The 23,274-nt window shown below is 61.3% G+C and carries 27 protein-coding genes; 9 read left to right on the forward strand and 18 right to left on the reverse strand.

Features of this window, described 5'->3' with window-relative positions:
* Positions 1-159: 159 nt before the first annotated feature.
* The 3 genes from ASC96_RS01755 to ASC96_RS01765 are packed head-to-tail and all read right to left on the reverse strand — an operon-like array spanning position 160 to position 2,974.
* Positions 160-927, reverse strand: coding sequence for an isocitrate lyase/phosphoenolpyruvate mutase family protein (locus ASC96_RS01755; protein ID WP_060500737.1), 768 nt, complete (start codon positions 925-927; stop codon positions 160-162).
* Positions 927-2,003, reverse strand: a complete 1,077-nt coding sequence (locus tag ASC96_RS01760) for a trifunctional transcriptional activator/DNA repair protein Ada/methylated-DNA--[protein]-cysteine S-methyltransferase (RefSeq protein ID WP_060500739.1) — start codon at positions 2,001-2,003, stop codon at positions 927-929. The genes ASC96_RS01755 and ASC96_RS01760 overlap by 1 nt, the downstream gene beginning before the upstream one ends.
* A gap of 56 nt (positions 2,004-2,059) precedes the next feature.
* Positions 2,060-2,974, reverse strand: coding sequence for an EamA family transporter (locus tag ASC96_RS01765; protein WP_060500741.1), 915 nt, complete (start codon positions 2,972-2,974; stop codon positions 2,060-2,062).
* Positions 2,975-3,157: 183 nt separating this feature from the next.
* Between ASC96_RS01765 and ASC96_RS01770 the strand changes: the two genes are divergently transcribed.
* The 3 genes from ASC96_RS01770 (at position 3,158) to ASC96_RS01780 (ending at position 5,309) form a co-directional block, all read left to right on the forward strand.
* Complete coding sequence (locus ASC96_RS01770) at positions 3,158-3,883, forward strand: class I SAM-dependent methyltransferase (protein WP_060500743.1); 726 nt, start codon at positions 3,158-3,160, stop codon at positions 3,881-3,883.
* A gap of 55 nt (positions 3,884-3,938) precedes the next feature.
* Positions 3,939-4,652 (forward strand): pyrimidine 5'-nucleotidase, encoded by a 714-nt coding sequence (locus ASC96_RS01775; protein ID WP_112834485.1) that lies wholly within the window; start codon positions 3,939-3,941, stop codon positions 4,650-4,652.
* Between the two features lie 138 nt (positions 4,653-4,790).
* Complete coding sequence (locus tag ASC96_RS01780; protein ID WP_060500745.1) at positions 4,791-5,309, forward strand: EF-hand domain-containing protein; 519 nt, start codon at positions 4,791-4,793, stop codon at positions 5,307-5,309.
* Between the two features lie 57 nt (positions 5,310-5,366).
* Here ASC96_RS01780 and ASC96_RS01785 read toward each other — a convergent pair whose 3' ends face one another.
* The 4 genes from ASC96_RS01785 to ASC96_RS01800 form a co-directional block, all read right to left on the reverse strand.
* Complete coding sequence (locus ASC96_RS01785; protein ID WP_060500747.1) at positions 5,367-6,737, reverse strand: PepSY domain-containing protein; 1,371 nt, start codon at positions 6,735-6,737, stop codon at positions 5,367-5,369.
* A gap of 62 nt (positions 6,738-6,799) precedes the next feature.
* A complete protein-coding gene (locus tag ASC96_RS01790; protein WP_156393807.1) occupies positions 6,800-7,204 on the reverse strand; it encodes a hypothetical protein in 405 nt (134 codons plus the stop codon).
* 87 nt (positions 7,205-7,291) lie between these two features.
* The gene (locus ASC96_RS01795; protein WP_060500751.1) at positions 7,292-7,729 is read right to left on the reverse strand and encodes a pyridoxamine 5'-phosphate oxidase family protein; all 438 of its coding nucleotides are present in this window, start codon (positions 7,727-7,729) and stop codon (positions 7,292-7,294) included.
* Between the two features lie 90 nt (positions 7,730-7,819).
* Positions 7,820-8,719, reverse strand: a complete 900-nt coding sequence (locus ASC96_RS01800) for an LOG family protein (RefSeq protein ID WP_060501393.1) — start codon at positions 8,717-8,719, stop codon at positions 7,820-7,822.
* Positions 8,720-8,925: 206 nt separating this feature from the next.
* Between ASC96_RS01800 and dapD the strand changes: the two genes are divergently transcribed.
* Entirely contained in the window at positions 8,926-9,783 is an 858-nt protein-coding gene (dapD, locus tag ASC96_RS01805) for a 2,3,4,5-tetrahydropyridine-2,6-dicarboxylate N-succinyltransferase (protein ID WP_060500753.1), read from the forward strand.
* A gap of 5 nt (positions 9,784-9,788) precedes the next feature.
* Positions 9,789-10,148, forward strand: a complete 360-nt coding sequence (locus ASC96_RS01810) for a DUF805 domain-containing protein (protein ID WP_060500755.1) — start codon at positions 9,789-9,791, stop codon at positions 10,146-10,148.
* A gap of 27 nt (positions 10,149-10,175) precedes the next feature.
* Here ASC96_RS01810 and ASC96_RS01815 read toward each other — a convergent pair whose 3' ends face one another.
* The 3 genes from ASC96_RS01815 to ASC96_RS01825 all read right to left on the reverse strand — a co-directional run bounded on the left by ASC96_RS01815 (position 10,176) and on the right by ASC96_RS01825 (position 13,540).
* A complete protein-coding gene (locus tag ASC96_RS01815) occupies positions 10,176-11,327 on the reverse strand; it encodes a GAF domain-containing sensor histidine kinase (RefSeq protein WP_060500757.1) in 1,152 nt (383 codons plus the stop codon).
* 112 nt (positions 11,328-11,439) lie between these two features.
* Positions 11,440-12,486, reverse strand: coding sequence for an aldo/keto reductase (locus tag ASC96_RS01820; protein ID WP_060500759.1), 1,047 nt, complete (start codon positions 12,484-12,486; stop codon positions 11,440-11,442).
* 145 nt (positions 12,487-12,631) lie between these two features.
* On the reverse strand, positions 12,632-13,540 hold the full coding sequence (locus tag ASC96_RS01825; protein ID WP_060500761.1) for an AraC family transcriptional regulator: 909 nt from the start codon (positions 13,538-13,540) through the stop codon (positions 12,632-12,634).
* Positions 13,541-13,730: 190 nt separating this feature from the next.
* On the opposite strand from ASC96_RS01825, the gene ASC96_RS01830 reads away from it, so the two are divergent.
* Complete coding sequence (locus ASC96_RS01830) at positions 13,731-14,471, forward strand: SDR family NAD(P)-dependent oxidoreductase (RefSeq protein ID WP_060500763.1); 741 nt, start codon at positions 13,731-13,733, stop codon at positions 14,469-14,471.
* Positions 14,472-14,498: 27 nt separating this feature from the next.
* On the opposite strand, the gene ASC96_RS01835 is transcribed toward ASC96_RS01830, so the two are convergent.
* Complete coding sequence (locus ASC96_RS01835; protein WP_060500765.1) at positions 14,499-15,395, reverse strand: DMT family transporter; 897 nt, start codon at positions 15,393-15,395, stop codon at positions 14,499-14,501.
* 169 nt (positions 15,396-15,564) lie between these two features.
* Here ASC96_RS01835 and ASC96_RS01840 point away from each other — a divergent pair, with 169 nt between their 5' ends.
* The gene (locus tag ASC96_RS01840; protein WP_060501395.1) at positions 15,565-16,455 is read left to right on the forward strand and encodes a LysR family transcriptional regulator; all 891 of its coding nucleotides are present in this window, start codon (positions 15,565-15,567) and stop codon (positions 16,453-16,455) included.
* 32 nt (positions 16,456-16,487) lie between these two features.
* On the opposite strand, the gene ASC96_RS01845 is transcribed toward ASC96_RS01840, so the two are convergent.
* Together ASC96_RS01845 and greA are read right to left on the reverse strand one after the other, a co-directional pair.
* The gene (locus tag ASC96_RS01845) at positions 16,488-16,961 is read right to left on the reverse strand and encodes a VOC family protein (RefSeq protein ID WP_060500767.1); all 474 of its coding nucleotides are present in this window, start codon (positions 16,959-16,961) and stop codon (positions 16,488-16,490) included.
* A 94-nt stretch (positions 16,962-17,055) separates the two neighbouring features.
* Positions 17,056-17,538, reverse strand: a complete 483-nt coding sequence (gene greA / locus ASC96_RS01850) for a transcription elongation factor GreA (RefSeq protein WP_060500770.1) — start codon at positions 17,536-17,538, stop codon at positions 17,056-17,058.
* Between the two features lie 957 nt (positions 17,539-18,495).
* On the opposite strand from greA, the gene dapE reads away from it, so the two are divergent.
* The gene (gene dapE / locus ASC96_RS01855; protein WP_060500773.1) at positions 18,496-19,689 is read left to right on the forward strand and encodes a succinyl-diaminopimelate desuccinylase; all 1,194 of its coding nucleotides are present in this window, start codon (positions 18,496-18,498) and stop codon (positions 19,687-19,689) included.
* Positions 19,676-20,290 (forward strand): hypothetical protein, encoded by a 615-nt coding sequence (locus ASC96_RS01860; RefSeq protein WP_060500776.1) that lies wholly within the window; start codon positions 19,676-19,678, stop codon positions 20,288-20,290. Before dapE ends, ASC96_RS01860 begins: the two co-directional genes overlap by 14 nt.
* On the opposite strand, the gene truA is transcribed toward ASC96_RS01860, so the two are convergent.
* The 5 genes from truA to def all read right to left on the reverse strand — a co-directional run bounded on the left by truA (position 20,284) and on the right by def (position 23,251).
* A complete protein-coding gene (gene truA, locus ASC96_RS01865) occupies positions 20,284-21,027 on the reverse strand; it encodes a tRNA pseudouridine(38-40) synthase TruA (RefSeq protein WP_060500778.1) in 744 nt (247 codons plus the stop codon). The genes ASC96_RS01860 and truA overlap by 7 nt on opposite strands.
* Entirely contained in the window at positions 21,027-21,962 is a 936-nt protein-coding gene (gene fmt / locus ASC96_RS01870) for a methionyl-tRNA formyltransferase (protein WP_060500780.1), read from the reverse strand. The genes truA and fmt overlap by 1 nt, the downstream gene beginning before the upstream one ends.
* Before the next feature lie 22 nt (positions 21,963-21,984).
* On the reverse strand, positions 21,985-22,404 hold the full coding sequence (locus ASC96_RS01875) for a type II toxin-antitoxin system VapC family toxin (RefSeq protein WP_060500782.1): 420 nt from the start codon (positions 22,402-22,404) through the stop codon (positions 21,985-21,987).
* On the reverse strand, positions 22,401-22,661 hold the full coding sequence (locus ASC96_RS01880) for a hypothetical protein (RefSeq protein WP_060500784.1): 261 nt from the start codon (positions 22,659-22,661) through the stop codon (positions 22,401-22,403). The genes ASC96_RS01875 and ASC96_RS01880 overlap by 4 nt, the downstream gene beginning before the upstream one ends.
* Positions 22,662-22,726: 65 nt before the next feature.
* Positions 22,727-23,251: a peptide deformylase gene (gene def / locus ASC96_RS01885; protein WP_060500787.1), complete on the reverse strand. Its 525-nt coding sequence runs from the start codon at positions 23,249-23,251 to the stop codon at positions 22,727-22,729.
* Positions 23,252-23,274 lie beyond the last annotated feature (23 nt).

Here is a 23,274-nt window from a genome sequence, read left to right on the forward strand (position 1 = left end):
GCGACATCCGTCGTGTGAAAAATCTTTCAGCGGCGCGGATGCGCCGCTACTGAATCCCCGCCACAGGTCCTTGGGTTAAACTCGAGGAGAAGATGACGGGAGAGTGAGATTGCCGCTCCAGAATCGTTAACCCGCGCGAGCGGTGGGAAACCCAAGCCCTCAGCCCTGCTGATATACCTTTGTCGCCTCACCCTTCAGCCACTCGATCATCGCCCGGTACGGGCCTGGCCCAAAGCTGATCCGCGCGACACCCAGCGCCGCCAGCGCCTTTATCTCCATGCCCGGCCGCATCATGATGTTTACCGGCAGCGCCACGGCCTCGCAGACACGGCCTATCAGGTCCGGATTCGACAGTCCCGGCACGAAGAAGCCGCTGGCACCGGCTTCGGCATAGGCCGCCGCCCGTTCGATTGCCTCATCAACCAGCGGCGCATGCCGGACAGGATCGGAGAGCTTCAAAAACAGATCGGTGCGGGCATTGATGAAGAAGGGAATGCCCTTTTCGTCGGCCTTGGTGCGGATCGCCTTCACCCGCGCCGCCTGCGCTTCGACCGTATGCAGCCCGCTGCCGCCAACCACCTGATCCTCGAAGTTGATGCCGACGGCACCGGTATCGATCACCCGGCCGACATTTTCAGCGGTCGACCCAGCGTCTTCGGCATATCCGCCCTCGAAATCGATCGACACCGGCAGGTCGGTCGCAGCGACAATGCTGCGGGCGATATCGACGAGTTGCAGCATCGGGATCTGCTGGCCGTCGCCGTAGCCATTGGCATCGGCCACCGACCAGCTTCCGGTCGCCAAAGCCTTGGCGCCGGAGGCCGCCACAGCCTTGGCCGTGCCCGCATCCCAGATGTTGTAGAGCACCACCGGATCGCCCTTGCGATGCAGATTGGCGAATGCCTTTGCCTTGTCCGTCTGGTTCATCATCTTTCCTCCGAAAACAATCCCGTTGGCCTCATCCTGCCTTCATGCCGCAAAAGCCACTGCTTGCGCCAGATGCCGCCGCCATATCCGGTCAGCGAGCCATCTGTACCAATGCAGCGATGACAGGGAATGACAATCGAAATCTGGTTGGCGCCATTGGCCTTGGCAACGGCCCGGACCGCTTTCATCGTATCCACGTCGCGGGCGATATCACCATAGGATCGTGTCTCGCCTGGCGGAATATCCTGCAGTTTCGCCCAGACCTGCCGCTCGAATGCCGTTCCGTTCAGGGCCAGCGGCGTCTTGAAGGCGTCCGGCTTGCCGGCGAAATAGTCCGAAAGCTCAGTCTCGATCTGCGCGATCGGCGGCGTCTTTCCGGGCGCCACGGACGAGCGCGTGTTCCGCTTCAGCTTCTCCATCTCGGCCGGCAATCCCTTGCGATCATGAAACTCCAGGAGATGCAGGCGTGTCTCGTCGGCCACCGCAACCATCGGCCCGAGCGGCGTTTCCATCCAGTCGGCATAAAGCAGCGTCCGCCCCTGCGACATCGCCGGGGCTCCGCCGATCAGCCGCGCGAAGGCGGCACGAAAGCCGCTTGGCGATTCATAGCCGGCCTCGATCTGGGCATCGATGACGCGGCCGCCATCTGCGAGATGCCGTGCTGCGGCACCCAGCCTTCGATGCCGGGCGAGATCGAGGAAAGTGATGCCGAGATGGCGCTTGAAGGCGCGGCGCACGGTCGAAGGATCATAGCCGCGACGGATCAGATCGGTCTCGCTCCAGCGCCGTTCGGGATCGGCGTCAAGCGTCTGCATCAGGCCGTCGACGATCGCATCCTTGCCACCCGCCGTCTCGAGTGGACGGCAGCGCAGGCAGGGCCGGAAACCCGCCTCCAGGCAGGTGCCGATCGAATCGGTGAAAATCGTGTTCTCACGCCGGGGTTTTCGCGCCGGGCATGAGAGACGGCAGAAGATGCCGGTGGTTTTGACACAGACGAAAGCCGAACCTTCATAGTCGGTGCTGCGCGCCAGGAGCGCGTCGTAAAGGGTGTCTTCAGGGGGCAGATCAAACAGCATGATCCCTTCTACCACCGGACGATTCTGAGCGCCGCCGAAAATCGGGCGCGTATTTTTTAAAGAACCAGCAGCATCACCACGCCGAGCACGATCAGCAGGCAACCGAGAACTTCCAGCTTGTTGATCCACTCGCGGAAGATGAAGACGGCGGAGGCAAAGGTGAACAGCATTTCCACCTGCGCCACCACCTTGACGATCGCCGCCTGCTGCAGCGTCATCGCCATAAACCAGCCGAACGAGGCGGACGCGCCGGCAAACCCGACCAGCAGGCCCGGCCGCCAGGCCTTGACCACCCGTTTCAACTCATCCGGCTCGCGGATCAGGATCCAGACCAGCATCGTCACGGTCTGCAGCAGGATGACGAAACCGAGCGTGAAGCTCGCCTGCATGACGAAATCCGGCTCGGGCAGGCTAGGCGCCAGCGCCAGCGATGCAGACCGGTAAGACACCGCCGACAGGCCGAAGAACGTGCCGGACAGAACGCCGATCCCGGCTGTGCGGGTAAACACCGACGTCACCAGCGATGTGACGCTGAGCGGCGTGCGCGCCACCGAAATGATCATCACGCCGACGACGGAAATCGCGATCGCAACCAGCGTCCCCCGGCTTGCCGCTTCGCCGAGAAAGATCAGCGCAAACAAAGCCGCCTGTGCCGGTTCCGTGCGCGAATAGGCGGTTCCGACGGCAAAATTGCGAAAGGAAAACAGATGCACGAGCAGGAAGGTCGCGGCGATCTGCGACAGACCGCCGATCACAGCCCACAGGAAGAAATGCGCATCCGGAACCGGCAGCGGCCGGTCGAACCCGCGCCAGAGAATGGCGAGGTAGACCAGCGCGAACGGCACGCCGTAACCGAAGCGCACGAAGGTCGCCCCGGTCGTACCCATCACACCCTTCAGGTGTTTTTGCATGGCGGAGCGGATGTTCTGCAGGAAGGCAGCCGCGATGGTGATGACGATCCAAGTTTGCATCCTTGCGGGCTAGCATGCCCGGCGGCGGGAATCCATCACCGCGCATCGCGCAACCGGGCCATTGTCGCCTTTAGGCAACAAGGCCGCTGGCGTTTTCGCCACAAACGCCAGGTCACGGACCTCCACGCTTGCGCGGCGCATGCGGTTGGGTAGCGTCAGCGCAATTCAGACCAGGGACGCCGGATGCCAGATCTGCACTATGAAGAGCCATCGCTGGCGGAGCTTTACGATCTCGACAGCGGCTGGTCGCTCGACCGCGATTTCTATCTGGCGCTGGCCGGCAAGGCGCCGCAGCGGGTCCTCGATCTCGGCTGCGGGACCGGGCTGCTCTGCGACGCCTATGCCGCGCTTGGCCATGTGGTCACCGGCGTAGACCCTGCCAGAGCCATGCTCGATATCGCCCGGCAAAAGCCCAACGGCGACCGGATCGATTGGGTGCAGGCCGCAGCCCAGCATTTCCGCTCGCCGGAACGGTTCGACTTGATCATCATGACCGGTCACGCCTTCCAGGTCTTTCTCGACGACAGCGACGTGCTCGCCGTGCTGGCAACGATACGCCAGCACCTTGCGCCGGGCGGCATGATCGCCTTCGAGAGCCGCAACCCGGCGATCGACTGGCCCGCCCGCTGGAACCGCGATGCCGACCTTGCGGCCGAAGGACACTCCATCCGCCAGTCGCGCCGGGTTTCGCGCATGGCCAACAGGCGCATTGCATTCGACACCCACTATGAACTGCCCGGCCGTACGCTCGTTTCGTCCAGCGAACTGCTCTTCCTGTCGCGAACCGAGATCGAAGACCATCTGACCGCATCCGGCCTGCGGGCAGAAGCCGTCTATGGCGGCTGGCTGTCGGAACCGTTCGACGAGGCCGTTTCCGAGGAAATCATCGTCATCGTCCGGGCGGCATGAACAGAGCGACACATTTCCCATTTGCGTCCGCCGCGACCCATGGCATAACGCGCAGATGACCCAGCTCGACCGCCTGCCGACCCAAGCCGATTTCGCCCATGTCACTGACTGGGTGTTCGATCTCGACAACACGCTTTATCCGCATCACGTCAATCTGTTCTCGCAGATCGACCGCAACATGACGGCGTATGTCTCTGCCCTTTTGACCTTGGACCCGGTTGAAGCGAAGAAGCTGCAGAAGGAATATTACCGTGATCACGGCACCACGCTGCAGGGGCTGATGATCCATCACGGCATCGATCCCAACGATTTCCTGCAAAAGGCGCATGCGATCGACTATTCCGTCGTTCCGGCCGATCCGGCGCTCGGCGAGGCGATCAAGGCGCTGCCGGGACGCAAGTTCATCTTCACCAACGGTAGCGTCAAACACGCTGAAATGACGGCGCGCGCGCTTGGTATCCTCGATAATTTCGACGATATTTTCGATATCGTCGCGGCCGACTATGTGCCCAAGCCCGCCGGCGACACCTATCACAAGTTCATGAGCCTGCATCGGGTCGATACCAGGCACGCCGCCATGTTCGAAGACCTGCCGCGCAACCTGATCGTGCCCAAAACGCTCGGCATGAAGACGGTTCTCCTGGTTCCGCGCAATTTCGAATATGAGTTCGCTGAATCCTGGGAAAAGACGGAGGATGGGTCAGCGCAGGTCGATTACGTCACAGAAGACTTGACGGACTTCCTCAACCGGCTGTTGTCCGAAGGCTGACATCGCTCCCGGAACACAGTTTTGACACTGAAAAACCCTTTTCTTGTCAAAGACTTACATTACCAAACTTTAACTGGCCATCCCGGCCAGCCTGTCTATCCTCATCTCAGGGTCAATGATCACTGAAAGGATTTCGACATGCGAAAGAACACTTTGATTCTCGGCGCCGTCGCCGCCAGCCTCGCTCTCACCGGCTTTGTTGCCCCCACCTTCGCCGCCCGGCAAAAGCCGACGCCGGAGCAGCGGGCCGAATGGACGATCAAGCGCTTCGATACCAATGGCGACAACAAGGTTTCGCCGGACGAAATTCATGCCCGCATGACAGAAGCCTTCAAGGCTTTCGATACCGACGGCAACGGCCAGGTCACCCGCGAAGAAATCGAGGCAGTGCGCAAGGCGCGCGGCCAGGAATGGCGCGCCGCCAAGGAAAAGACCGGCGCAGACAGGACTGCAGCGATCGAAAAGCTTAAAGAGACACGCCCGGCCATGCTGCCCGGCATCCGGCACAAGGGCTTCGATCGCGCCGATACCGACAAGAACGGCTCGCTCAGCCTTGCTGAAGTCACAGCCCGGGCCGATGCAATGTTCAAGCGCCGCGACACCAATGGCGACGGCGTCATCGACGCCTCGGATTTCACCAAAACCAAGAAAATCTGATAGCATGACCCCGGCCAACCCTTTGGCCGGGGTCCTCAGCTTGCAGTCAATCTCTTACTACGGCGCAAAGCGGATGGCACGCCGGAAGAGCGGGTAGCTCCAGTCCAGCACCAGCATCACCACCAGCGAGATTCCCACCAGCGGAAAGAGAATGCCGCCGATCGCGAGCAGCGCGATCAGGCCGCGAAACACCCTTCTGTCCGAAGGCATCGGCGGCACACCGAGCGACCCCTTTGGCCGGCGCTTCCACCACATGACAGCGGCCGAAACCGCAAGCAGCACGATGGCGATGCAGGCCGCGAGTAGTACGAGTTGATTGATGAGCCCGAATTCCTGCCCCATATGGACATTGATGCCCCACTCCAGCGCCCTGCCGAGCGGGCCGTAATCGGCATAGCTCATGTCGATCAGCGGCTTGCCGCTATACTGGTCGAGATGCACGACGCGCTGCTGCGAAACATCGTCAGGATAGACGGAGCCGGTATAGACGCCTTGCGGCTTTGCCGGAATGTTGACGGCATAGCCATGATGCAGGCCTAGCCTGTCAAACGTGGCGACGGCCTGATCGAGGCTGATCGGCACGACACCTTGTCCTGTCGATTGCGGAACCTGTGCCTGTTCCAGCGACCACGTCGTCTTGGCGATATGATCAAGATGTTCGCCGGACATCGGCACGGCTGTGCGCACGCCGGCCGGATAGCCGAAATTGTTGCCGTTCGCCCATTCGTTGACCTTCTCGCCCCAGACGCCCGACCAGGGCATGCCGGTCACGGCGAGAAAGACAATGAAGAAGCCGACGAAGATGCCGCTGACCGCATGGGTGTCGCGCCAGAATACCCGCCGTTTCGGCGTGCCGCGTACGCTCACAACCCCGCCTGTCTGGGTGCGGGGCCACCAGAGATAGATGCCGGTGGCGACCAGAAGTATCGACCACCCCGCCGCAATCTCGATCAGCGTCCGCGCGAAAGAGCCGAAATATTTCAGGCTGTGCAGGCTGCGGATGGTCCACATGATGGTGCCGCGATCAGGCAACGCGCCCAGTATCTTTCCGTCATAGGGATTGACGTAAACCGCCATCCGGCCGGCAGCAGGCGTGCTGACGGTGATCTCGACGGAATCGGTTGAGGATGGCGGATCGGTATATTTGATCGCCGTGCCGGGATAGGCGGCCAGCGCCGCCGCGACCATCACTGAGGGTGCGGCCGTGGCGGTATTTTCCTGAACCTCGACCCGCTTCAGGTCGGCATAGACGAGACCATCGATCTCGTCGCGAAACAGATAGAGCGCGCCGGTGACTGCCAGCGTGATCAGAAACGGCAGAACCAGAAGGCCTGCATAGAAATGCCAGCGCCAGACGGCGCGGTAAAGGTCGGACGGCGAACGCACCGCAACAGCAGCGTCCACGCGGCCGATGGTGAAATCGGACATGGGTTTCTCCAGATGAGCTTAGATAGCGGCCACCGCGTCACGCGCGGCCGGGATTCAAGACGTCATGCGGAAGAGGATGGAGGGGCTCTCGCCTCGGCGAGGAAGCTGCGTAAAACAACACGCGGAGTTGGCTTTGCGACGACATAGATTTCGGCCGCCGCACGAAGAACAGGCGTTAGGATATCGATCGAACGGCCAGGCAAAGCAGGCGTATAGCCAGCCGCTATCTGGCAGAGCGTAGCGCACAGGTCATGGGCGGCCTTTGCAGGCCCACCGTCAGGCAAAGTCTGCTGCGGCCCGTCCTCATGCGCGATGCAAAGGATGTTGAACGGATCGACGGCAGCGCTGGCCATCGTTCCATGGGCAACACCGGAGAGAAGCCCCTGGACCAACAGCATGGCAGCGAACAGCACGGCAATCGCGCTGGCCGACACTCTATCTCTCAAGACAAGCCGCAGGGTTTTCATCACGGCTCATTGCCACAGCCGCGGCGCGCTGTCACTGCGACACAACGCCGGTTGCGCTACTGGCGGCGGCAGGGACCCGTCGGACGCCTAATGGCGTCGTTTGGCGGCCGCCAACTTGACTTCACCCTCATCCTCGCCGTCCCAGTAATGCGCCCGGACGGCGCTGATCCTGATCAGAACCATACCTTTGGTGTCGATGCCGTCCTTGAACCAGTCATCGAGATCCGGCGTCCAATGCTTCTTGAACATGGCCTTGTCCTTGATGACATCGGCTTCGCCTTCCACCGCCACCATGAAGGCCTTCTGCCCCTGGAAGGACAGACCCACTTTGGAGTTGCGTTTGATATCATCGACCATCCGCGACTTTTCCCAGGTGAAATAATAGGAATCGCCGTCGTAATCGACCTCGCCATTGTTGCTCATTGGACGTGCGGCGATGGCACCGCCATCGGTGTGGGTCGATAACATGGCGATATCGATATCGCGCATTTTCGAGGCTATGTCGGAAAGGTTCTTGTCACTCATGATCGTCTCCCATGTCGATGACTGACGTGAAAACGCAGCCCGCGCCGATTGGTTCAGACGCGGGCCGGAAAAGACGGCATCGTGATCGCTTTATCGCGCGCCGGAGGCCACGGGCACTGTTGCCGGATCAACCGTCTCGTAGAATTTCGAGATGATCTCCCAGGCTTCCTCGGCAGTTTCGACGAACTGAACGAGATCGAGATCGTTGGGCGCGATGGTGCCGAAATCGGCCAGCGCCTCGAAATTGATGACGCTGCGCCAGAATTTTTCGCCAAACAGGATCAGCGGCACCAGTGCCATGCGGCCCGTCTGCATCAGCGTGATCGTCTCGAACAACTCATCGAACGTCCCGAAACCGCCCGGAAAAACCGTGACGGCCTTGGCACGCAACAGGAAGTGCATCTTGCGGATGGCGAAGTAGTGGAAGTTGAACGACAGGTCGGGCGTCACATATTGATTGGGAGCCTGCTCGTGCGGCAGCACGATGTTCAATCCGATCGACGGCGCGCCGATGTCGTCGGCGCCGCGATTGCCCGCCTCCATCACGCCCGGCCCTCCGCCGGTGGTCACCACATACTCCGTATAGCCGGACTCGGCCGAATGCTGGGAGCAGAGGCGGGCGAATTTGCGAGCCTCCTCGTAATAGACAGAGGCAGCCGTCAGGTTCTGGCGCTGGGTGTCGTTCTTCGCCGCCCAGGCATCGCCGCCGGGCTCGGGAATGCGGGCGCCGCCGAACATCACCACCGTCGAATTGATGCCGCGTTCGGCCATGATCATTTCGGGCTTCAGCAATTCCAGCTGCAACCGCATGGGGCGCAGCTCTTCGCGAGCCATGAAATCATCGTCCGTATAGGCGAGCCTGTAGGATGGTGACATTGATTGTGGTGTCTGTGGAACGCCCGCCGCGCGCTTGCGCGTCTGCTGGCTATCGACCAGGGGATCCCAGACCCCATCCTTGCGCCGCAGATTCCGCTTCTTCATTCTTGCCATGTCAAACTTTCCTGCCGCAAACCGGCTGCAAATCATCGCTGCCGGATGCTCCTTTCAACATCCTGGTCGCTACGGATCAAATCACCCGTGCTCATTCCGGGACATACACCTTCATCCAGCCCCGACTGCAACCGAAAACCACTTCAATTTTTCGGGATCATGCTCTAGAGCAGGTTACGATAGACGCCGAAGTTTAAGGAATTCCGATGACGACCCATGATCTCGCCTCCCTGTCGCAGACCATCGACACCGCGTTCGACAACCGCGACAGCGTCACCATCAACACCAAGGGCGAGATCCGCGATGCGGTGGACACGGCTCTCAATCTGCTCGACGGCGGCAAGGTGCGCGTGGCCGAACGCGGCACTGATGGCAACTGGACCGTCAATCAATGGCTGAAAAAGGCCGTTCTCCTGTCGTTCCGCTTGAACGACATGGAGGTCGTCAAGGGCGGCCCGGGCCAGTCCACCTGGTGGGACAAGGTTCCCTCGAAATTCGAAGGCTGGGGCGAAAACCAGTTCCGCGACGCCGGTTTTCGCGCAGTGCCAAATGCTGTTGTGCGCCGCTCCGCCTATATCGCTCCCAATGCCATCCTGATGCCGTCCTTCGTCAATCTCGGCGCCTATGTCGGCGAAGGCACGATGGTCGACACCTGGGCGACCGTTGGTTCCTGCGCCCAGATCGGCAAGCATGTGCATCTGTCCGGCGGCGTCGGCATCGGCGGCGTGCTGGAACCGATGCAGGCCGGCCCGACGATCATCGAGGACAACTGCTTCATCGGCGCCCGCTCGGAAGTGGTCGAAGGCTGCATCGTGCGCGAGGGCTCGGTGCTCGGCATGGGCGTGTTCATCGGCAAGTCGACCAAGATCGTCGACCGCGCAACCGGCGAAGTGACCTATGGCGAAGTACCACCCTATTCCGTCGTCGTCGCAGGCTCGATGGGTTCCGGTGCAGTGATGCCGAACGGCTTGGTTGCCCCGAACCTCTATTGCGCCGTCATCGTCAAGCGCGTCGATGAAAAGACCCGCTCGAAGACCGGCATCAACGAACTCCTGCGAGACTAACCACAATGCAAATAGAGGGGCAGCAGAGCATGTCCTGGCTGTTCTTCAGCCCCTCCGGCCGCATTGGCCGCCTGCTTTATTTCCTCGGCTGGCTGTTCTGGGCCGCCATGAGCGGCTTTGTGCTGTCGCGTGTCTTCGCCCATCAGGGCAATGACATCCCGCTGGCGCTCTGGACCCTGATCCTGGTGGTCACTGCGCTTGTCTCTACCGCTTCGATCGCACTTTTGACCATCAAGCGGCTGCACGACATCGGCTATCCCGGCCATCTCGCGATTTGCCTGTTCATTCCTGTCCTCAGCCCTGTTCTTTTCCTCGCGCTCTGTCTGTGGCCGGGCACCCAAGGGCCAAACCAATACGGCCGCTGAACAACAGAGAAGCCGGAAAAATGCCGCCTATTGCTGCGGCATCTGGAAGGTGAAGCGCGTCTCTTCCTGCGTCGATGTCACCTGAAGAAAGCCCCTATGCGCCTTGGCAATCTCCGAGGAAATATAAAGTCCGAGACCGAGGCCCTCCAGATTTGCCTTGGCCGAAGCGCGCACAAACGGCTTGAACAGGTCCTTGACCACCGCTTCCGGGATGGGTTCGCCGGTATTGCTCACCGTCAACTCGAAGCGGCCGCCTGAAATCGCCGAGCGTATCCGGATCGGCGCCTCCGGATCGCCATGCGTCAGCGCATTGGCCAGAAGATTGGACAGCAATTGCCCGACCCGGCCTTCGTCGCAGCGCACCATCGCCTCCGCCAGATCAGCCTCGATCCTCCGGCCCGGATTGGCCATTTTCAGTTCCGCGACCACCTGCTCCAGCACAGGCCGAAGCGGCACGCGGTCGGCCTGTTCGATCGAAATGCCGCCGCCCAATCGGCCACGAGCGAAATCGAGTACGTTGTCGATCAGGCCCGACATCCGCGAAATGCTGTTCTGCATCAGCGCAAGAACCGTCTTGCCCTTGTCATCCGCCACCGTACGCTGCAGCATCCGTGTGCCGGCGTCGAGCGAGGCGAGCGGATTGCGCAGGTCGTGACCGAGCACCGCGATGAACTGTTCACGCAACTCGCTGCTCTGCCGCTCCTGATCCATCCGGTCATGGGCGTCGAGATGAAACGCGATCAGATTGGCAAACAGCTGAAACATGCCGACGATTTCGGGCGTGTTCAATGTGCGCGGCACCGTATCGATGGCGCAGAGCGTGCCGAAGAAGGAGCCATCGGCCAGCGTGATCGGCATGGAGATATAGCTCTGCAAACCGTAATGCGCTGGCGTATGATGGCCGCAATACAGTGGATCCTCGGCCACGTTGTCGATGATGACGGGTTGGCGGTGATCGCGGATTTCGTTGCAGATCGTCGTCTCGATCTTTAGCTCGCCGCCCGGCTCCAGCCCGAAAGCCAGGTTGTCCTGAACACCGCAGGCAATCCACCGGTCAGTGCTCACCCGCGCCACCGCTGCAAAGCGCATGCCGGTCGTCCTGCAGACCACATCGAGAATGGTCGGCACGGCGCTGATCTGCGCGATGGCATCGACGGCGGCGGCGGGGTTGTCGTTCAATGCATGTCTTTCGAGATTAGATATTAAAAGCAGTGCCCTCTTTCTCGGCGGAATGTGCCGCAGATGCAAGCCCGATGATGGCAAGGGCGGCGCAAACGGCCGCCCCGCGCCGTCATGCTTTCGCTTCGAACGGCTGTGGCCGGCGGGCCGCTCCCTGCCGTTCCAGCATCCAGCCCGGATATTCCGGCGGCAGGGCGCTGACAGCATCGAGCTTGGCCATGTCATCGGCATCGAGCCGGAGCTTCACCGCTTTCAGGTTTTCCTCCAGCTGCTCCACCCGCTTGGCGCCGATGATGACGCTGGTGACGAAGGGCTTGGCGAGGATGAAGGCGAGCGCCACTTCGGCGACGCTGGCACCATGTTTTTCCGCAACCTCGCGCATGGCGGCCACACAGGCCCAGGCCCGGTCCTTGTCGACCGGCGGAAAATCGAAATTCGCCCGGCGGCCCTCGCCATTGCCCGGTGCGCCCGGTCCATACTTGCCCGACAACAGGCCACCTGCGAGCGGCGACCAGACCATCAGGCCCATCTTTTCCTCGGTCAGCAGCGGCACGATTTCGCGCTCCAGATCGCGTCCGGCGATCGAGTAATAGGCCTGCAGCGTCTCAAACCGGGCAAACCCCTTGCGCTCGGAAACACCCAATGCCTTGGCGATCTTCCAGGCCTGCCAGTTGGACATGCCGACATAACGGACCAGTCCGCCGGAAACCAGGTCATCCAGCGCCCTGAGCGTCTCGTCGATCGGCGTCACCGTGTCGGTGCCGTGGATCTGGTAGAGATCGATATGGTCCATCTGCAGCCGGTCCAGGCTCTCCTCGACCGAGTCCATGATATGGCCGCGGGAAGCGCCACGATCGTTCGGGCCATCGCCCATCTGACCATAGACCTTGGTGGCGATCACCACGTCCTTGCGCTCGACGCCCAGATTGATCAGCGCCTGCCCGAGCAGGCGTTCGGATTCACCGGCTGAATAGACGTCGGCGGTATCGATGAAATTGACACCGGCAGCCAGGGACCGTTCGACGATCCGGTCGGCCGCATCCTGGTCGACACCGGCGATGCCGCCCCAGAAGGCGCCTTCGGCCGATCCGAAGGTCATTGTTCCCAGGCAGATTTCCGAAACGAACAGGCCGGTATTGCCAAGCTGATTGTAACGCATGGTTAGCTCCATAGTTCTGTAAGGATAGCGGTGGAAGATCCCGGCCCTGCAGGCGGGGTTCTCATGGGCGATAGGACGCAATGGCCGTTTTGCCAGCGCGTCCACGGCTTTTCGAACGCCACTCTGCGCGTTCAAAACTGTTGTGTTATTCGGCCGCGACCTGCGTGCGTAGCATCGAGACATCGCGCAGCGGCGACTGGCCGTAGAAACGGGTATATTCCAGGCCGAACTGCGACGGGCTCTGGTAACCGACGGTATGCCCAGCCATGCCGGCGTCCATATTGTCGACCAGCATCAGGCGGCGCGCTTCATAGAGCCGCAACTGCTTCTGGTATTGCATCGGCGTCATCGCCGCCACCGCCTTGAAATGATGATGCAGTGACGAAACGCTCATGCCGCAATGGTCTGCCAGTTCCTCGATCCGCAGCGGCCGCACGTAGTGTTCCCGCAGCCAGGCAATCGCCTTGGCCACCCGGTTTCCCGGACTGTCGACCGTGGCGATCTGGATCAGTCGCGGCCCGTATGGCCCTGTCAGCAGCCGATAGAGAATTTCCTGCTCGACAAGAGGTGCCACGCCCGCGATGTCGCTTGGAGTATCGAGGAGCCTCAGATATCTCAGCGTCGCATCCACAAGGGCTGGCGATGCCTTGTGGATGGCCAGGCCCCGCATGCCGTCTGCCGTTGCCGCAACAGGTGGAACCGCGATCCGCTGCAACACTTCGCGCAGACGGTCGGGATTGATCACCATGCCAAGCCCCAGATGTGGTGCCTGCGGGCTGGCGACGCTGACGCGCGAGACGACCGGCAGGTCGAACGACACCACGACACAATCGCCAGCCCCGTAATGATAGACATCCTGCCCGAGCGTCACGGTTTTCTGTCCTTGGGCAATGAGCGCGAAGGCCGGGCGGTGGGCCAGATGCACAGGGTCGGTTGGCGCGGTCTGGCGCCCCAAAAGCAGGTTGTCGATCGCCGTCGGAAACATCCCCGTCCCCGAGGTATGCCGCGCAATGATCTCAGCGATTTCACCGAAACGTTCTGTCTGGTTCTGCATGGAGCGGAAGCGATGTCCTGATTTTCGACTGAACCGACGCTACTGCGGAATTTCGGCGCTGGGAATGTCTCCTCCTCCACATTTGCAGGATCGCATAGAAATCTCGGAGTATCGTTGTAACGCCAAAGCCCTTGTCTGCCGCATGCTTGGCTCATCGGATCAACATGTCCGAAGAATCAAGGAAATTGCTATGACCAGATTGACCGGAAAAACCGCCGTCGTCACCGGCGTTGCCAATGGACCAGCGGCGCGGATCGCCGCCCGCCTTGCCGCCGAAGGTGCAGCCGTCATCATCAATGATGCCGCCGATAGCGAGGGTGCGTCCCGTCTTGCCGCAAAGATCGTCCGGGGTGGCGGCCGGGCTGTCGCCGTCGAAGGCGACGTGTCGAAATCTGAGGATGTGAAGCGCATCTTCCGGGCCACGATCGAGATTTTCGGCCGGCCTGATATCGTCGTCAACAATGCCGGCATTGTCCGGGCCGCCCCGCGGCAGGCAGAGGCAGACCCCAACCGCACCTTTGCCGTCAATGTGTTCGGCACGTTCCTGATGTGCCAGGAGGCGGCCCGCCAGTTCGCCGGCAGGGGCGGTGTCATCATCAACATGAGCGCGGCGGCCAATGCCACACCGGCGGCCGGAACTCCGGATGCGGAAACGCTGGCCACCGTCAAGAGCGCCATCGACATGCTGACACTCGGCCTCGCCCGCGACTTCGCGGAGCGTGGCATCCGTGTCCTCTCGATCGATCCGGCGGGTTTCGACGCTGAAAACCTGTGCAGCCCCGACCTGCCCGAAAGGACCACGCGCCGCACGACAGCCGTGGCTTCACTGCGCCGCGGCCGTCTCCCCGGCGCCGGTACGCTTGCTGCTTCCGACGACATCGCCTTTATCCGCAACGACCTGGTGGCATCCACGGGCTGGCGCGGCTGGTAAAACGGTGCCGGCTGATAACGCAACCGCCTATGCTTTGGACGTCAGCCAGACGCCAACCAGTGTCACCGCCAGACCGATAAACATGGTTACCGTCAGCGGTTCGGAGAACAAGGCCCAGGCCCACAGCATGGTCACGGGCGGGCTGAGATAGATCGCAGCACTCACCTGCGCCACGGGAAACAGGCGCAGGCTGGTATAGTAGACCGAATAGGCAGCAAAGGTCGCAATCAGCACCAGCCATGCCATGCCGATGGCAAAATTGGCAGTCATCGGCGGGGCAAGGCTCCCCTGCATCAGGGCACACACGGCAAAGAGGGCCGAGCCGGTCAGCGTCTGGACACACAGGCTCTGATGGACAGGCATATGCTGGGTGCGCCGCCGCCGGTAAAGAACGGATGCCAGCGCAAAGACCAGCATCGAGCCCACCGTCAGGGCATAGGCCCATAACGGAGCCGCGCCAAAACTCAGGCTGTCGAGCGAGACGAACAGGACGCCTGCGACCGCGATCGCCGTTCCCAGCCATTGCCGCGCTGTCAGCCGTTCGCCGAGGACAGGCTGTGACAGACATGCAATCGCCAGCGGCAAAAGATCCGAAATGAGAGCGACAAGCCCCGTGGGAACCCGTTGCTCGATCGCCAGGGCAAAGCCGCCGAGATACAGAAATACCGACATGACGCCGAAGGCCATTTGTTCGAGCACGCCGCGCCGCGTCATCCGCGGCCCGATCAACAGCGCGAACGGCAGGAGGATCACCCCTGACAGAAGGGTGCGCCAGAACAACACCAGCACGACGCTTGCCTCTTCGATGGCAAAGCGAATACCGACAAAGCCGGAACTCCAGCCAATGATCAGAAGTGTCGCCAGCAACGGCCAGAGGAAAGGGCTTCGCTGAGGCTTTGGCCGGGAGAGAGCTTGGTCGGTCATGGAATACTCGCTGGGATATCGGTCCCGTCGAGCCATAGAGGAAACACGATGCGCCGGCACATGACAAATTTCGATCACGACATGACATAGACTCCGCTTTCGTGATGGAAACTTGCGAAAATTATTGGCGAAGCGCATGGTTTCCGAACATCACATCGTGAGTGTTGCCATGAGTGAACTCAACAGCCGCAGACTTGAAATCGACGCCTTGCGCGTCTTGCTGGCTATTCGCCGCCATGGCGGAGTTACGCGTGCGGCAAAATCTTTGGGCCTGTCGCAATCGGCCGTGAGCCACAAGATCAAGCGGCTGGAAGGCAGCCTCGATTGTGATCTTCTCAGCCGCAAACCGGGTGCTGCGGTCTTTACGGCCGCCGGAGAGGATCTGCTGGATTATGCCGAGCGTATCCTTGGCCTCCACGACGAAGCGTTGCTCAGCCTGACGAAAACGCCGCTGGCGGGGCGCATCGCGCTAGGGCTCACCGAAGACACGACCTGCACCGATCTCGCCCGCATACTGGGGCGGTTTCGCCGCCTGCACCCTCATGTCGCGGTGCGCACCAAGGTCCGGATGAGTCTGGTCCTGCGGGCCATGCTGGAGCGGGGCGAGCTGGATGCCGCGATCATACAGATTTTCGCGCATGAGGTCCGCCCGACGGACGTCGTCCTTTTTCGCGAACAGCTGCACTGGGTCAAACATCCCGACGTCATTCTGCCGCCGGACGGTCCCATTCCGTTTCTGTCCTTCGACGACGAGTGCTTCTACCGGCAATGGGCCTTCGATATCGGCCAGGACGGCGATCTCTTTCTCGAGACGGTCTTTGAATGCTCAAGCGCTGCCGGGATTGTCGCGGCAGTCACATCGGCACTGGGCGTTGCGCTGCTCAGCGAACGCCATCTGCGCCCCGAGATGAGCATCGTCACCACTCCGCTGCCGGCGCCTCCAGCCTTGGCCTATGTGGTGCGCCGGGCACGAAAGTCCCGCAATCCCGCGCTGGACACGCTTGTCGCCGAAATCGAAACCGAAGTGAGCCGGCACGGCGGCCTGTCCCTGGCCAGCTGACGTACCAGTCCGGTCACGCCGCGCACCGCGTCTCAGCCGCGCCGCGCCGCTTCGATCACCGCGACATCGATCTTCTTCATGGTCATCATCGCATCGAAGGCGCGCTTTGCTTCGCCGCCGCCCGCCGCCATCGCTTCCATCAGGACGCGCGGCGTAATCTGCCAGGACACGCCCCACTTGTCCTTGCACCAGCCGCATTCGCTTTCCTGGCCGCCATTGCCGACAATGGCATTCCAGTAACGGTCGGTTTCCTCCTGATCTTCCGTTGAGATTTGAAAGGAGAAGGCTTCGTCCTGCTTGAATGTGGGACCTCCGTTCAAGCCGATACAGGCAACACCGGCAACCGTGAATTCAACGACCAGCACGTCCCCCTGCTTTCCATCCGGGAAGTCTCCGGGCGCCCGCATCACGGCCCCCACCGCGCTGTCGGGAAATGTCTCGGCGTAGAAACGGGCGGCGGCCTCGGCATCCTTATCGTACCATAGGCAGATGGTATTCTTTGCCATCGTAGTGTCCTTTCGTTTTCCGGGTCTGGCCAAAAATAGAAGCCGGACACGGTTTTTCCAGCCTCGGGCGTTCGAAATGCCTTCCGGGCGCCGGCTATGCGATGGCGATGATCTCCAGTTCCTGATCGCCCGCGCCAACGACATCGCCAACGGCCTTGCCCGTCAGAAGCCGTGCCACCGGTGAGACATAGGAAATCGACCCGGCCTTGGGATCGGCCTCATCCTCGCCGACAATACGGTAGGTCTGCACACGCCCGTCGCTGCGTGCGAAGGTCACCGTGCTGCCGAAGGCAACCGTATCGGTCGACTCCGGCGCAGCGACAATCTCGGCCGTATGAACCCGGGCGGCAAAGTAGCGGGCATCGCGCATGGGGGTTGCCACTTGGCGCCGCCGTTCGTTGACATCCTCGATGACACTCGCGGCCTCATAGGCAGCGCGTGCTTGCTCAAGCTGCAGTTCCAGCGCTTTCAATCCGGCCACCGTCACCCGGTTCGGGTGCGGGGAAATCGGACGGTCCGGCAGATGGGTTTCCGCAGCCGTTTCAGCACTGTCATCCTTGGCAAAAGCAACACTCAATTTCAAAACTCCATCTCGGCACGTTGCGCCGTTACCGGCGCACGGGGAATGACCGCGTGTTTGTCAGAAACCCACATGGGAAGACAAGGAATGATCCACCGGTCGTCCACCATCCTGCGCCTGCGCTGGTTCAGGGTATTCCCGGCAGCAAGATAGCATGAACCTGCCGGTTATTCTCACGTGCTACCGGTGGAATTTAGACATGGCAATTCGGGCCGAACGCAACCGCCGCCCGCGAACACCTCATCCTCGGGCATGTCCGCGGGGACGACGGAGGAAATATCCATCTCCCGGGTGCTAAAAAATCATCTCGCGTGAGCAGGACAAAACGAGCATCTTCCCTTTAACGCCAAATACTTGTCGCCCAATCTCCCCTACGCCCGCGCACCCCAATCGCACCGAAAATCATCCCCGCAAATCCCCGCGATCAAAACCTGTGCCATCATCATTGCGTCCTGTCATCGGCGAGACCGCTAGGCGTAGCGGTGAGACAGGGCCGGTGCCGGGTGTCAGAAAGTGGTTTCCCTCCCGTCTGCAAAATGGCGGGGCGTGCCTGTGAGGCACACATGAGGACCGGCGAGCGGTATTGCGACAGCAATATCTTTCCTGRCGCGGCGGCAACGTCAGCGTCAGCCCGTATCAAAAGGGCGCCGCCATCCCCGCAGAGAAACCGGAGTTGCCCATCGTCGAACACTGAACGGGGCGCTGGAAGGCGTCATATACTTTACTTTGTCCCGGCACTTTCCAGCGCCCCGGCCAAGTAAACAATAGAGAAAACCACGGCGGATTTTCCGGGCGTGGTTATAGGCGTTGAGGAAGGCGRCGATCTCCCTCTTGAGGACGGAGGTCGCCACGCAGTCGCGGCTGGCGGCAACCATTGCAAACGCTAAGCGGAACCCCGTGACAGCCCCGCATGGATCGGCTAAACCAAGCCCCGCGAAACAACAGGCTTTCTTGATGACCGCTATCGATCCCGTCGCCAATCTCTCCGCCCTGATCCGCTGCCCGTCCGTGACGCCTGCCGAGGGCGGCGCACTGACAGCGCTCGAAGCGATGCTCAAACCGCTCGGCTTTACCATCGACCGGGTAATGGCGACCGAAGAAGGCACGCCGGATATCGAAAACCTCTATGCCCGGCTAGGCACCGGCGGCCCACACCTGATGTTTGCCGGTCATACCGATGTCGTGCCGGTCGGCGACGAAAGCGCCTGGACGCATGGTCCATTTTCTGCCGATATTGCCAATGGCGAAATGTATGGCCGCGGCGCCGTCGACATGAAGGGCGGTATCGCCTGTTTTGCCGCCGCCGTTGCCCGCCACATCGATAAGCATGGGGCGCCGGAGGGCTCGATCTCGTTCCTGATCACCGGCGACGAGGAAGGCCCGGCGATCAACGGCACCACCAAGCTGCTCGAATGGGCGGCCGCCAGGGGCGAGCGCTGGGATGCCTGCCTGGTCGGCGAGCCGACCAATCCGGACCAGCTCGGTGACATGATCAAGATCGGCCGTCGCGGCTCGCTGTCCGGCACCATTACCGTGCACGGCGTTCAGGGCCACGCCGCCTATCCGCATCTGGCCGACAGCCCTGTGCGCGGCATTCTCTCGCTGACGCAGGCGCTGATGGACCCACCCTTCGATGGCGGCACCGACAATTTCCAGCCGTCCAATCTGGAAGTGACGACGATCGACGTCGCCAACAAGGCGGTCAACGTCATCCCGTCCAAGGCATCGGCGAGCTTCAACATCCGCTTCAACGACACCTGGGACGCCGATAGCCTGAAGGCCGAGATCATCGCCCGGCTGGATCGTGCCGCAGCCGAAAGCCCGCTTCGCCCCGGCCGCCCGCCGGTCCGCTACGATCTTGCCTGGAGCGAACGCCCGAGCCACGTCTTCCTCACCCGCAACAATGCGCTGATCGCCTCGCTGTCAGGCGCTGTCGAAGCCGTCACCGGCCGCGAGCCAAAACTGTCGACCACCGGTGGCACATCGGATGCGCGCTTCATCAAGGATTACTGCCCGGTAGTCGAGTTCGGCCTTGTCGGTCAGACCATGCACATGGTCGATGAACGTGTTGCCGTCGCCGATCTCGAGACCCTGACGCAGATTTACGAAACCTTCATCAGCCGCTGGTTTGGCCATGCCGCAGATTGAGGAAGTCGGTGCCTATCTGAAGGGTATCTGGCTGCTGATCCTCGGCGACAGGAGCGGCTTCGACTGGCTCGACATCACGGCCGCCGGCGTCTGGCGTTCGTTTGCCGCGTTCCTCTGGTGCCTTCCGGCCATGGCGGTCGGCTGGGCAGCGTGGCGCTTGTTTTATCTGGAGCAGATGCCGACCGGAACGGAAACCGGGATCGGCTTCATTTTCAAGCTGTTCCTCGTCGATGCGACGATGTGGATCGTGCCGCTGGTGCTGGTGGCCGTGCTGGCAAAACCACTCGGCTATGGCGGCATGCTGGCCTCGATCATTATCAGCACCAATTGGCTGGCCGTGCCGACTGTCTATGCCATGGCAGTTCCACTGGCGATCAGGCTGGTCTTGCCCGGCAGCCAGGGGCTGGCCTCTCTCTTGTCCCTCATGTTGTTAATGGTCAATTTCACCGTGATTTTCAGGCTGATGAAGACGGTGACCAACAACCAGTTGCTGCTCGCTTCGGCGATCTCGGCCCTGCTGATCCTGCCGTCCCTGATGCTCAGCGAAGCCCTGCCGCCCATGCTCGGTCTGATGCCGATCTATCCCGCCGCCCTTCAGTAATCGACCTGCATGAAATAAAGCCCGTCGGGCGGCGCAACCGGGCCGCAGGCCTTGCGGTCCTTGGCCTCGAGTGCCGCCCGCACATCATCCGGCGTCCACCGGCCGTCGCCCGCCATTTTCAACGTGCCCGCAAAAGAACGTATCTGGTTGTGCAGAAAGCTCTGTGCCGTCGCCCGGATTTCGATGACGTCGCCATTCCGCGTCACGTCCAGCCGGTCAAGCGTCCGCCAAGGGCTGTTCGCCTGGCAATGGGTGGAGCGGAATGTGGTAAAATCATGATAACCGACCAGCCTCTGGGCCGCTGCGTGCATGGCTTCATGATCGAGCGGCTTCGACACCCACCAGGCGCGCTTCGCCTCCAGCGCTAAGGGTGATGGCCGCGAAATGATGCGGTAGAGATAATGCCGTCTCAGGGCTGAAAAGCGGGCATCGAAATCATCCGGCACTTCTGCCGCATCGATGATCGACACCTGCTGCCCGGCCTGGCCGAGATAGGCATTCAGCGCATTTCGCAACGTCCGCGGATCCCAGGCCCGCGAGAGATCCACGTGTGCCACCTGCCCCCTGGCATGCACGCCGGAATCGGTGCGCCCTGCCCCGCGGATCAGAGCGGGCTCGCGGGTCAAAGCCAGGATCGCCTTTTCGACGGCACCCTGCACCGACGGCCCATTGTCCTGCCGCTGCCAGCCGACATAATTGGAACCGTCATACTCGATCGTCATGCGGAAACGCGGCATCAGGAAAGCCTTGTGCCGGCAGGAATCGGCGTACCGCGCCTAAAATCCTCGGCACCCAGCACCTTGCCGCCCGCCTTCTGCAACCGGGTCAGCCGAACCGACCCATCGCCGCAGGCAATCGTCAAATCGTCAAAAAGTGCCACCCCAGCCTCGCCACCGGCGGTTTCGACCACCGAAGAGAGAACCTTGATCCGCTCCGGCTTGCCATTGATCTCCAACTCGAACCAGGCACCTGGAAAGGGCGACAGTCCGCGAATGTGATTGTGAACTTCCGTAGCTGTCTTGGAAAAATCGATTCGCGTCTCCGCCTTGCTAATCTTGGCGGCATAGAGAACGCCCGTCTCCGGTTGAGGGGTCAGCGGCAGGTCGCCGCCGTCAAGCTTTTCCATCGCTTCCCTCATCAGGCCCGCACCGGCCAGCATCAGCTTGTCGTGAAGTTCACCAGCCGTCATCTCGTCACCGATCGCAACCACCTTGGTCAGTGCCACGTCGCCGGTATCGAGCCCCTTGTCCATCTTCATCACCATCATGCCGGTCTCATGATCACCGGCCATGATCGCCCGCTGGATCGGCGCCGCACCCCGCCAACGCGGCAGAAGCGACGCATGGCCATTGTAGCAGCCAAGCCGGGTGCCATTGAGAATCTCCTCCGGCAGCAGCAATCCATAAGCCACGACAACGGCAACATCGGCATCGAAATCGCGAAAGGTCTCACGGTCCACAGCATCCTTGAAATTGATGGGCGTCAGCACCTCGATGCCGAGCAGTTCGGCCGCCTGATGCACCGGTGATTTCTGCAGGTCGAGACCGCGGCGTCCGCCGGGACGGGGCGGCTGGGTGTAGACGGCAACGATGGTATGACCGGCCTCAGCCAGTGCTGCCAGCGTCGGGACCGAAAACTCCGGCGTTCCCATGAAGATGATGCGAAGCGGCATGGCGCGCGGTTCCCCGTTCTGATCAGGCCTCTTCAAACGGGTTTACGAGCTTCAAATCAAGCCCCTCGAAATCTTTTGTAGTGCGGGTCGCCAGCGTCGCGCCATGCGACAGGCAGATCGCTGCAATCATGGCGTCCTTGGTTTCCATCGTCTTGCCTGCCTTCTGGCGCTGGGCGGCAATGATTCCATATCGTGCTGCCGCAGTTTGCGAGAAACTCAGGATCCTGCTGGAAAACTCATTCTCAATTCGCAGGAACGTCTGACGCAGGCTCTCTTGCCGCACCCCCGAATCCAGCAAAGCGATACCGAAGTGAATTTCTGCCAGCGCGATGGCCGTCAGAAAAACCACTTCACTGTCATAGCTGTCCAACCATCGCAGAATGCGCTCGCTATGCTGCCGCCCCTGAAGTTCGGAAATGACGTTCGTATCAAGAACGATCATGTGAAGTCCGGCGGGGCACGATCAGACTGCTTGCGAAACGCCTCGATGGCGCGCAACTCCTCATCTTCAAACGTCGCCTCGCCCAGAATCGAGCGCAGACGCTGTCCCGCGGTTTGCCCGCGCCGCCGCTCCTTTTCCAAGGCGGACCGAATCTGCGCAATCGCTTCATCCGAAAGACTGCGGCCATTGCGGCGTGCACTTTCCTGCAGCTCGATTTTCAGAGCATCGTCAATTCCGCGAAGAAGCAGATCGCCCATGCGCAACCTCCACTATGATATCACTGATATCATAGTCCCGCAGGCCCAGGTTTTCAACGGAAGCGTCAGATCGCCTTGGCGCCGCGGGTCTTGGCGGCCTTGGTGAACTTGCGGATCACCATTTCGCGCTTGAGCTTGGAAATGTGGTCGATGAACAGCACGCCGTTCAGATGATCGATCTCGTGCTGCAGGCAGGTCGCCAAAAGGCCGTCGGCCTTGGCGGTCAGCTTCTTTCCTTCCAGATCGATGTACTCGACCGTAATCGTCGCCGGCCGCTCGACCTCGGCATAATAATCCGGGATCGACAGGCAACCCTCTTCGTAGACCGACCGCTCATCCGACGCCGTCAGGACCTTCGGGTTTATAAAGACCAGCGGCTGCTTGTCCTCGCCTTCTTTCGAGACGTCGATGACCAGCATCTGGCGCGGGACGCCGATCTGGATCGCCGCAAGGCCGATGCCCGGCGCATCATACATTGTCTCCAGCATGTCGTCCGCCAGACTGCGGATTTCGGCATTGACTGTTTCCACCGGCTGGGACAGCTGGCGCAATACGGGATCGGGAAGAATGATGAGCGGCTTGATGGTCATCTGGCTCCCATAACTGATCTTTT

The organism is Rhizobium sp. Root1204, assembly GCF_001424965.1.
Taxonomy (GTDB): domain Bacteria; phylum Pseudomonadota; class Alphaproteobacteria; order Rhizobiales; family Rhizobiaceae; genus Pararhizobium.

What these genes read in the sequence shown, in the direction of transcription:
- ASC96_RS01780 (WP_060500745.1), top strand. Translation starts at nt 4,791, where the DNA reads ATGCGAAAGAACACTTTGATTCTCGGCGCCGTCGCCGCCAGCCTCGCT.
- ASC96_RS01825 (WP_060500761.1), bottom strand. Translation starts at nt 13,540, where the DNA reads ATGCAGAACCAGACAGAACGTTTCGGTGAAATCGCTGAGATCATTGCG.
- def (WP_060500787.1), bottom strand. Translation starts at nt 23,251, where the DNA reads ATGACCATCAAGCCGCTCATCATTCTTCCCGATCCCGTATTGCGCCAG.
- ASC96_RS01775 (WP_112834485.1), top strand. Translation starts at nt 3,939, where the DNA reads ATGACCCAGCTCGACCGCCTGCCGACCCAAGCCGATTTCGCCCATGTC.
- ASC96_RS01860 (WP_060500776.1), top strand. Translation starts at nt 19,676, where the DNA reads ATGCCGCAGATTGAGGAAGTCGGTGCCTATCTGAAGGGTATCTGGCTG.
- ASC96_RS01770 (WP_060500743.1), top strand. Translation starts at nt 3,158, where the DNA reads ATGCCAGATCTGCACTATGAAGAGCCATCGCTGGCGGAGCTTTACGAT.
- ASC96_RS01840 (WP_060501395.1), top strand. Translation starts at nt 15,565, where the DNA reads ATGAGTGAACTCAACAGCCGCAGACTTGAAATCGACGCCTTGCGCGTC.
- ASC96_RS01790 (WP_156393807.1), bottom strand. Translation starts at nt 7,204, where the DNA reads ATGAAAACCCTGCGGCTTGTCTTGAGAGATAGAGTGTCGGCCAGCGCG.
- ASC96_RS01755 (WP_060500737.1), bottom strand. Translation starts at nt 927, where the DNA reads ATGAACCAGACGGACAAGGCAAAGGCATTCGCCAATCTGCATCGCAAG.
- fmt (WP_060500780.1), bottom strand. Translation starts at nt 21,962, where the DNA reads ATGCCGCTTCGCATCATCTTCATGGGAACGCCGGAGTTTTCGGTCCCG.
- ASC96_RS01875 (WP_060500782.1), bottom strand. Translation starts at nt 22,404, where the DNA reads ATGATCGTTCTTGATACGAACGTCATTTCCGAACTTCAGGGGCGGCAG.
- dapD (WP_060500753.1), top strand. Translation starts at nt 8,926, where the DNA reads ATGACGACCCATGATCTCGCCTCCCTGTCGCAGACCATCGACACCGCG.
- ASC96_RS01795 (WP_060500751.1), bottom strand. Translation starts at nt 7,729, where the DNA reads ATGAGTGACAAGAACCTTTCCGACATAGCCTCGAAAATGCGCGATATC.
- ASC96_RS01820 (WP_060500759.1), bottom strand. Translation starts at nt 12,486, where the DNA reads ATGCGTTACAATCAGCTTGGCAATACCGGCCTGTTCGTTTCGGAAATC.
- ASC96_RS01835 (WP_060500765.1), bottom strand. Translation starts at nt 15,395, where the DNA reads ATGACCGACCAAGCTCTCTCCCGGCCAAAGCCTCAGCGAAGCCCTTTC.
- ASC96_RS01810 (WP_060500755.1), top strand. Translation starts at nt 9,789, where the DNA reads ATGCAAATAGAGGGGCAGCAGAGCATGTCCTGGCTGTTCTTCAGCCCC.
- ASC96_RS01800 (WP_060501393.1), bottom strand. Translation starts at nt 8,719, where the DNA reads ATGGCAAGAATGAAGAAGCGGAATCTGCGGCGCAAGGATGGGGTCTGG.
- ASC96_RS01765 (WP_060500741.1), bottom strand. Translation starts at nt 2,974, where the DNA reads ATGCAAACTTGGATCGTCATCACCATCGCGGCTGCCTTCCTGCAGAAC.
- ASC96_RS01830 (WP_060500763.1), top strand. Translation starts at nt 13,731, where the DNA reads ATGACCAGATTGACCGGAAAAACCGCCGTCGTCACCGGCGTTGCCAAT.
- ASC96_RS01785 (WP_060500747.1), bottom strand. Translation starts at nt 6,737, where the DNA reads ATGTCCGATTTCACCATCGGCCGCGTGGACGCTGCTGTTGCGGTGCGT.
- dapE (WP_060500773.1), top strand. Translation starts at nt 18,496, where the DNA reads ATGACCGCTATCGATCCCGTCGCCAATCTCTCCGCCCTGATCCGCTGC.
- ASC96_RS01760 (WP_060500739.1), bottom strand. Translation starts at nt 2,003, where the DNA reads ATGCTGTTTGATCTGCCCCCTGAAGACACCCTTTACGACGCGCTCCTG.
- ASC96_RS01845 (WP_060500767.1), bottom strand. Translation starts at nt 16,961, where the DNA reads ATGGCAAAGAATACCATCTGCCTATGGTACGATAAGGATGCCGAGGCC.
- ASC96_RS01880 (WP_060500784.1), bottom strand. Translation starts at nt 22,661, where the DNA reads ATGGGCGATCTGCTTCTTCGCGGAATTGACGATGCTCTGAAAATCGAG.
- truA (WP_060500778.1), bottom strand. Translation starts at nt 21,027, where the DNA reads ATGCCGCGTTTCCGCATGACGATCGAGTATGACGGTTCCAATTATGTC.